Source organism: Micromonospora sp. DT68 (genome assembly GCF_049847245.1).
Taxonomy (GTDB): Bacteria; Actinomycetota; Actinomycetes; order Mycobacteriales; family Micromonosporaceae; genus Micromonospora; species Micromonospora profundi.
The window spans coordinates 458,361-464,906 of the sequence record NZ_JBNCNZ010000005.1 but is presented as its reverse complement, the minus strand read 5'-3'; the positions used below and the strand labels follow the sequence as shown (position 1 = coordinate 464,906).

Genomic DNA, 6,546 nt, shown 5'->3' with positions numbered 1-6,546 from the left:
AGCTTCGTCCTATCTGGAGCAGCGACACGCCGCTGAGCGCCTGCTCAGGAGCCCTTGATCACGATGAAAATGGCTCATTGAGGCGATGTCGGTCGACCTCTACGCCCTCGTGGACGTGACCGAGGGACGCCGGGATTATTACGTCGTGCCCGGAGACGAGCTACGTGCCGGCGTGCGCGAACGGCACGACGAGTTCATGGCGAGCGTCGGCGGCGTCCGCCCGCGGAACCCGGACAGCCGGCATGCGGCGATTTACCCCGTGAACTTGGAGGCATGGCGGAGCCGGTGGTCGTTGTTCGAGGACGTGGCCCGGCCCTTGATCGGGGACTCGGCCTCCTGACCCCATGGCGCGACGGGAGCGCGTCCGCCGGCAGTCCTCCCGTCCGGTGTACGGGTCAGTGCGCGGACTTGGTGACCTGGACGAAGCTGGTCCAGGCGGCGGGGGAGAAGGTAAGGGTCGGTCCAGCCGGGTCCTTGCTGTCGCGTACGGCGACGAGGCCGGGCAGGTTGTCGGCGACTTCCACGCAATCGCCACCGTTGCTGCCGCTGCGGGTGCTCTTGCGCCACTGGGCGTCAGCCAAATCAGCCATGGTGGACCTCTCCGATGATCTTATTGATGAGCTGCCTCGATTGTGCCTCATCGAGTGTCAAGTCATCGAGGCTCGCCCACACCTGCTCGTAGGCTGCGTACTCTTCGGGTCGGTCCAGGTACAGGGCACCCGTCCACGACTCGCAGTAGACGACCGGCGGCTCGGGGGTGGTCCGGTTGCCGGGTGGGAAGTCGAGGATGACGAAGGTCCCCGCCTCCGCGCCTCGGTGGATCCCAGCGGTCAGCGGGAGGACTCGGACCGAGACATTGGGAATCTCCCCGACCTCCAGTAGGCGACGAAGCTGGTCGGCCATGGTCGCTGCGTCGCCAACCCTGTGGAGCAGCGCTGCCTCGGCCAGGATCACTTCGAGTTTGGGTGCCCGAGGCAGTCGCCGATGGAGGAGAGTCTGCCGTTGCAGTCGTGCCTCAACCAAACGCTGGCGTTCCTCTTCCGTCACCTCATGGCGGTGCTGGTAGATCGCCATGGCGTAGGCGCGCGTTTGGAGCAGGCCGGGAATCAGCGCTTCATCGAATCGGCGGATGAAGGACGCGGCGGATTCCAGGCCGACGTACAGCTCGAACCAGTCGGGGACGGCGTCGCCGTACGAGTGCCACCAGCCCTTGGCCTTGGTTTCGTTGGCCAGAGCGGTGAGGGCGCCGGCCAGGTCGGGCGTCGCCCCGTACAGCTCGCACATGGCCTTGACGTCGAGGGCGCGGACCGGGCCGAGGCCGGTTTCGATGCGCCACATCTTCTGCCGGCTGCACTGCATCGCCTCTGCCGCGCCGTCCAGCGTCATCCGCGCCTCGGTGCGCAGCTCGCGCAGCGCCCGCCCGAGCTGCCGTCGCGGCACTGTCGATCCCATGTCGTCGGCCATTGGCTCCCGCCCTCTCCATGTTGCATTTTGTTACATCCGAACGCCATCGGTGAAACGCGCGACCGTTGCGCCCGAGAATCAATTCCATTGGGCGCTGCCACGCAAATTGATTGCGCGTCCGACCTTACAAGGAACCCCCGACAGTAGCCATGAAGGCGCAATTCCCACGCGCGTTAAGTCGACGTACTGTCGAGCGAATGGTGTGGGCTGAGGGCACGTCCCTGGCCGACCGGACCCCGATGGAGGCGAGCCCCGCCAGCAGGATCGGGCGCAGCCCGGCGCCCAAACAGTGCCTCCCGGTCGGGAGGCGCCGACGCCATCGATGAAGCCAGCCTTGAGCGCCACCTCCGCGTCGACCGCGTGGAAGTCCCAATCCGGATACTGTTGGCGCAGCACCGCCTTCGCGACCACCAGTGCTAACCCGATGCCCAACTGCTCGGACTGCGCCACCTTGTGGTGGTAGACCACGTTGCCGGCATGGCGGGACAGGGCGAGACAGCCCTCGCGCACGGTCAGCGTCGCGCAGTAGCGCACGTGCGCCCAGTGCCGGGCCACCTGCGCCAGGGGCGAGGCGGTCAGGAACGTCGTGGCCACGCCCACCTCATGCAGTACCTGCGCCGCACTGGTCCGTACCGGCGGACCGATTCGCACAGGCGACGGATTCTTGCCGTACCGGTAGGCCTCGTAGTCCTTCGCCTTCTCCTTGGCGTACCGAAGCACCTCGGTGACGACCTGTTCGGAGGACTCGACCGCGAGCGTCGACTCGCGCCCCAGCGATCGTACGAGCGAGTCGAGATCCATCGGTCACCCCCGATGCGGATCGCCCAGTGCGGGTCCGGCACCCAGAGTCATTGAGGAGTGGCAGAGCGTCAATGCGTGTGCCAGAGCGCGACACAATGGTTCGTCAGTTGTGCCCCCGCCGCTACGCTGCAGGCCACTTCGCTCGAAGTTCCTTGAGCATCACATCGAGTTACGCTGAGGTTCGGCAAGATCGCCGAGCGAACTATGGCAGCGGCGTAGGTGGGTGGCGAGGCGGCGCTTTGAGGGCTGGTCTTGGGCCCGAGGGGGAAGGCTGAGGCGTTTGCCGTGGAGCTTTGCATAGGACGAGCCGGCGAGGCCTTCGAAGACAACCAGTCTGCCTTCCTGGTCGACTCCGACGCGATACAGATCGAACAGCGTGTGCAGGTCTGCGCGAAGAAGCAGCCCGTTGGTGACCAGATTGCTGTGCGGTCCCATGTACCCGTCGATGTGCGCCGCCTCGAGGACTTCCAGGGTTCGCTCGCCGGTAACGGCGCACCGCCCGTCGTAGGCACCGAGCAGGCGTTGTCGGAAGGCATGCTGCCCTTGTCGTTGAACGATCGCCCGCAAGGTACGGAGCCGGGTGTCTTCCCCAGGGCTCGGCTCGGAGTCCAGATCGGGAAGCGTCAGACGCTGGTTCGTCAGCCAGGCGTCAAGCACCTCTGTGGTATGCTGGTTGGCTCGGACGGCTGCCCTTTGCGCGATCTGGCCGAACATCGACCGTGGGATCGGTTCGTGCATCAGGCGCTGTGTGGCGTCGAGGTTCCAGACCAGCGATGCATGCCAGAAGTCGCCATCGAAATCGACGTCGACGGCCTGGGCAAGCGCGCAGATGTACTGGTAGGGGGTCGATGCGTACACCCAGACGGCGTCACCAGGTCGCATCTGACGGAAGCCCGTTCCCAACACCCACCGATCGACCTCGCTGGGGTTCTGCCGGATATCGTTGAACAGTTGCTGGGGCGATACCTCGGTGTTCCCGTTCGCCGTGTCGAGGTAGTAGTTGCTCTTCTCGTTCGTCGGATAGATCCAGTGAGTGACCGGCATGGCTTTTCTCCGTCCTACAGGCCGCGATCCTTGCCCTCGCGCCACGCGATTACGTCGAGGATGCGCAACGCGCCGATCTCCTGCGGGAGTTGCAGCACGTCGCGTAGGCGCAGCAGCCGGTGGTGCAGCGCGAAATCGTCGGCGCGCAGTGCCGCATGCAATGGCTCCCACTGGGCCGAAACTGTGTCGGTCACTGCGGCGACCACCGTGTCCCAGATGGGCCGAAGGCGTGGCCGCTTCCGCGCCAGTAGCTTCGACGCGATGGTCGGACCGACGCCCGGGATAGTGCGCAGCTCATGCATAATCCGCCAACCAGCCCAGGTGGGGGCGAGGGAGTTGTCCTCGTTGGCCAGGTCACGGTCGGAGCCGAGGTCTACGAGCAGCCCTGAGAATTCGTCCGAGCGGTCACGCAGCAGCGCACGTACCGCTGTCTTTGGTACCTCAACGGAGAGGAACTTGATCGCGATCAGGTCATCGGCCGTGAACCGCATGGGGTCGCTAGCGGTCGCCCAGGTGTCGAAGTACGCACCGTCGGCACAACCGGGACCGAGATACGGCACACCGTAGTAACGCTTCAGCAAGGTGATGGCGGCAGTGTCATCGGATGTCTGAAGCGCATCAGGTAGCCGGAACGTCATGATCGGACCCTGCCAGCGCGAGGCGAGAGTGTCTATGGACCGAACGGGGCACCGCCCTGCACCCATCAGGCGGCCAAGCAGGCCGACGGGCTCGTAGCGTGGGGCTCTTCCCGTGCTGGTCGACAGCCATGCCGCGATGCATTTGCGAAGCGCGGCAGCACGTGCATCGTCGAAGCCGGTCAGCAGGGTTCGAGCCCTCCGCCAGTGCCATCGGGCCTACTCGTGGCGGTCTGCGACTACCGGCGCGGCTGCCGGATTATCCGGCGTCAGGGCGACTTGCCGGCGTTCAATCGGTTGACATCATTCGCCACGGCCCGGTAGCACTATGGACACCGCTTTCGCGCCTCGCGTGGTGAAGCGTCGCGTGCCGACCCTGGGAGAGCAGTTGAAGGCGAATGAGACGACGGTCCGTAACCTGCTGCAGGGCGAGAAGCAGTACGTCGTTCCCCTCTATCAACGCCGCTACAGCTGGAAGCGCCGAGACCTCGCGCAGGTGTGGGCCGATGTGATGAGGGTGACGGAGGTGGGCGACAACACTACGCACTTCCTTGGATCGGTGGTCCTGGCGCCTAGCCCGGCCAACACGCCGACTGGCGTGCAGAGTTGGTTGGTCGTGGACGGCCAGCAGCGGCTAACCACCTTGAGCATCCTCCTGTGCGCGATTCGTGATCACGTCTACGAGTCCGATGCGCAGCTGGCCGCCAAGATCGACGATATGTACCTATTCAACAAGTACGCGTCGGGGATGGAGCGGTACACGCTGCTGCCCACCAAGGCCGACCGAGCGGCCTGGCTGGCGCTCGTGGAACGGGATCCTGGCGCCGGCGGTGAAGATCGCATCGGGGAGGCATATCGCTTCTTCAGAGCTGCACTCGTTCAAGCCGATGACCCGGACGACGACCATGACCTCATCCGGATCGAGCAGGCGGTGGCGGCACGGCTGAGTTTGGTAGAGATCGCCGCGCATCCAGACGACAACGTCCACCGCATCTTCGAATCTCTCAACTACACCGGCCAACCGCTCACCCAGGCAGACCTGCTGCGGAACTACCTATTTATGCGCCTGCCCGCTCGCGGCGATCATATCTACGAACGGCACTGGCTGCCGCTTCAGGAACTGCTCACCGATAAGCAGCTTGAAGACCTGGTTTGGTTGGATCTAGTGCTCCGTGGTGACGATCGTGCCACCCAGGAGGCGATTTACCAGTCTCAGCAGCAGCGGCTCAGCCAACTGTCCGGCGAGGCTGCGATCGAAGAGTGGATCATCGATCTCCATCACAAGGCTCGCTTGCTCCGCAAGATTCTGATGCCGAGCGAGGTGAGCGACGCAGTCCTACGGCGGGCGTTGGACCGACTTGACCGCTGGGGTGCGGCAGTTGTACATCCCATCGCACTTCATGTCCTCCTGGCGCATGAGGCCGGCCGCCTAAATTCTATCGAGGCTGCTGATGCATTGCGTGTCGTGGAGAGCTACCTTGTCCGTCGAATGATCGCCGGCATCGCAAGCGCCAACACGAACCGGGTCCTGATGTCACTCGTGAAGGATCTGGGCGAGCAGCTGCCGTCGGCCAAAGCGATCACCCGAGCGCTATCCGGGGTGAGGAAGAAGTTCCCCACCGATCAATACATCCGGGATGCTGTGTTGGTTAACAGCTTCTACTGGCTAGGGCGTGGCCCGCAGCGTAGCTACGTGCTGCGCTCTATCGAGGAGGACTTCGAGCACAAGGAGCCCATCAACTTCGACACCTCGAAGGTCACCATCGAACACGTGTTGCCTCAGTCTCTAACAGATGACTGGAGGGAGATGCTTCACTCCGACCTGGAGAACGACGAGACGGTTGAGGAGCTGCACAGCTCACTGGTGCACACCCTCGGCAATCTCAGCCTGACCGCCTACAACCCTAAGCTGGCTAATGACAACTTCGAGGCGAAGAAGAAGATTCTCCGCGACAGTGGCCTGGCGATGAACCGTGAGATCGCCGATGCGCCGCGTTGGGGTCGCACGGAGATCCTTACGCGCGGCCGAGCCCTCGCCGATCGGATTCTCGCCATCTGGCCGGGGCCCGACGAATCAGCCGCAGCCCCGCCGCCCAGCCCTCGCTGGTCACTGATGAACCAGGCACTCGCCAGCATTCCCGCCGGTCGCTGGACCAGCTACTCGGACATTGCGGAGGTCGTGGGCGTGTTTCATCGTGCCGTCGCTGGCCGACTTGCCAGCGTCCAGGTGCCAAACGCCCACCGTGTGCTGAAGATCGACGGTGCGATCTCGGCCGACTTCCGCTGGCCCGACCCCCAACGCCGGGACGATCCTCGAATGGTGCTGGAGGCCGAAGGTGTTCGGTTCGACCACGGAGGCCGTGCGGCAGCGGATCAACGCATGACCGCGAGCGAATTAGCGCGAGAGGTCGGCCTTGACACCGGCGATGAGAGGGGCGAAGAGGACTAAGTCGGGTCGAGTTGGGGCTCCGACTCGTCGAACCAGGCCCGCTCCCAGGAGCAGTTCGGGATGCGTCTACCGACACCGTTGTACCGCCCCGGATGCGTAGCCAACCGTCTGGGTGATGCGCACCGCCGGGACGTCCGCTTGGGCGAACCGCGC

General features: G+C 64.5%; 7 protein-coding genes. 2 read left to right on the top strand and 5 right to left on the bottom strand.

What is annotated here, in order from left to right:
- Positions 1–85: 85 nt before the first annotated feature.
- On the top strand, positions 86–340 hold the full coding sequence (locus tag ACPXB1_RS12790) for a hypothetical protein (RefSeq protein WP_425735292.1): 255 nt from the start codon (positions 86–88) through the stop codon (positions 338–340).
- 55 nt (positions 341–395) lie between these two features.
- Here the strand turns inward: ACPXB1_RS12790 and ACPXB1_RS12785 are convergent, their stop codons facing one another.
- The 5 genes from ACPXB1_RS12785 to ACPXB1_RS12765 all read right to left on the bottom strand — a co-directional run bounded on the left by ACPXB1_RS12785 (position 396) and on the right by ACPXB1_RS12765 (position 3,947).
- Positions 396–590: a DUF397 domain-containing protein gene (locus tag ACPXB1_RS12785; protein WP_425735291.1), complete on the bottom strand. Its 195-nt coding sequence runs from the start codon at positions 588–590 to the stop codon at positions 396–398.
- Positions 583–1,464, bottom strand: a complete 882-nt coding sequence (locus tag ACPXB1_RS12780; protein ID WP_425735290.1) for a helix-turn-helix domain-containing protein — start codon at positions 1,462–1,464, stop codon at positions 583–585. The genes ACPXB1_RS12785 and ACPXB1_RS12780 overlap by 8 nt, the downstream gene beginning before the upstream one ends.
- Before the next feature lie 78 nt (positions 1,465–1,542).
- Positions 1,543–2,265: a hypothetical protein gene (locus tag ACPXB1_RS12775; protein WP_425735289.1), complete on the bottom strand. Its 723-nt coding sequence runs from the start codon at positions 2,263–2,265 to the stop codon at positions 1,543–1,545.
- 159 nt (positions 2,266–2,424) lie between these two features.
- On the bottom strand, positions 2,425–3,309 hold the full coding sequence (locus ACPXB1_RS12770) for an HNH endonuclease (RefSeq protein WP_425735288.1): 885 nt from the start codon (positions 3,307–3,309) through the stop codon (positions 2,425–2,427).
- A gap of 14 nt (positions 3,310–3,323) precedes the next feature.
- Positions 3,324–3,947 carry a DUF6308 family protein gene (locus ACPXB1_RS12765; protein WP_425735287.1) on the bottom strand — a complete coding sequence of 208 codons (624 nt, stop codon included), beginning with the start codon at positions 3,945–3,947 and terminating at the stop codon, positions 3,324–3,326.
- A gap of 325 nt (positions 3,948–4,272) precedes the next feature.
- Between ACPXB1_RS12765 and ACPXB1_RS12760 the strand changes: the two genes are divergently transcribed.
- Complete coding sequence (locus ACPXB1_RS12760) at positions 4,273–6,393, top strand: GmrSD restriction endonuclease domain-containing protein (RefSeq protein WP_425735286.1); 2,121 nt, start codon at positions 4,273–4,275, stop codon at positions 6,391–6,393.
- The last annotated feature ends 153 nt before the right edge of the window (positions 6,394–6,546 follow it).

Coding starts and splice junctions, on each gene's coding strand:
- ACPXB1_RS12790 (WP_425735292.1), top strand. CDS start 86: ATGTCGGTCGACCTCTACGCCCTCGTGGACGTGACCGAGGGACGCCGG.
- ACPXB1_RS12785 (WP_425735291.1), bottom strand. CDS start 590: ATGGCTGATTTGGCTGACGCCCAGTGGCGCAAGAGCACCCGCAGCGGC.
- ACPXB1_RS12780 (WP_425735290.1), bottom strand. CDS start 1,464: ATGGCCGACGACATGGGATCGACAGTGCCGCGACGGCAGCTCGGGCGG.
- ACPXB1_RS12775 (WP_425735289.1), bottom strand. CDS start 2,265: ATGGATCTCGACTCGCTCGTACGATCGCTGGGGCGCGAGTCGACGCTC.
- ACPXB1_RS12770 (WP_425735288.1), bottom strand. CDS start 3,309: ATGCCGGTCACTCACTGGATCTATCCGACGAACGAGAAGAGCAACTAC.
- ACPXB1_RS12765 (WP_425735287.1), bottom strand. CDS start 3,947: ATGACGTTCCGGCTACCTGATGCGCTTCAGACATCCGATGACACTGCC.
- ACPXB1_RS12760 (WP_425735286.1), top strand. CDS start 4,273: ATGGACACCGCTTTCGCGCCTCGCGTGGTGAAGCGTCGCGTGCCGACC.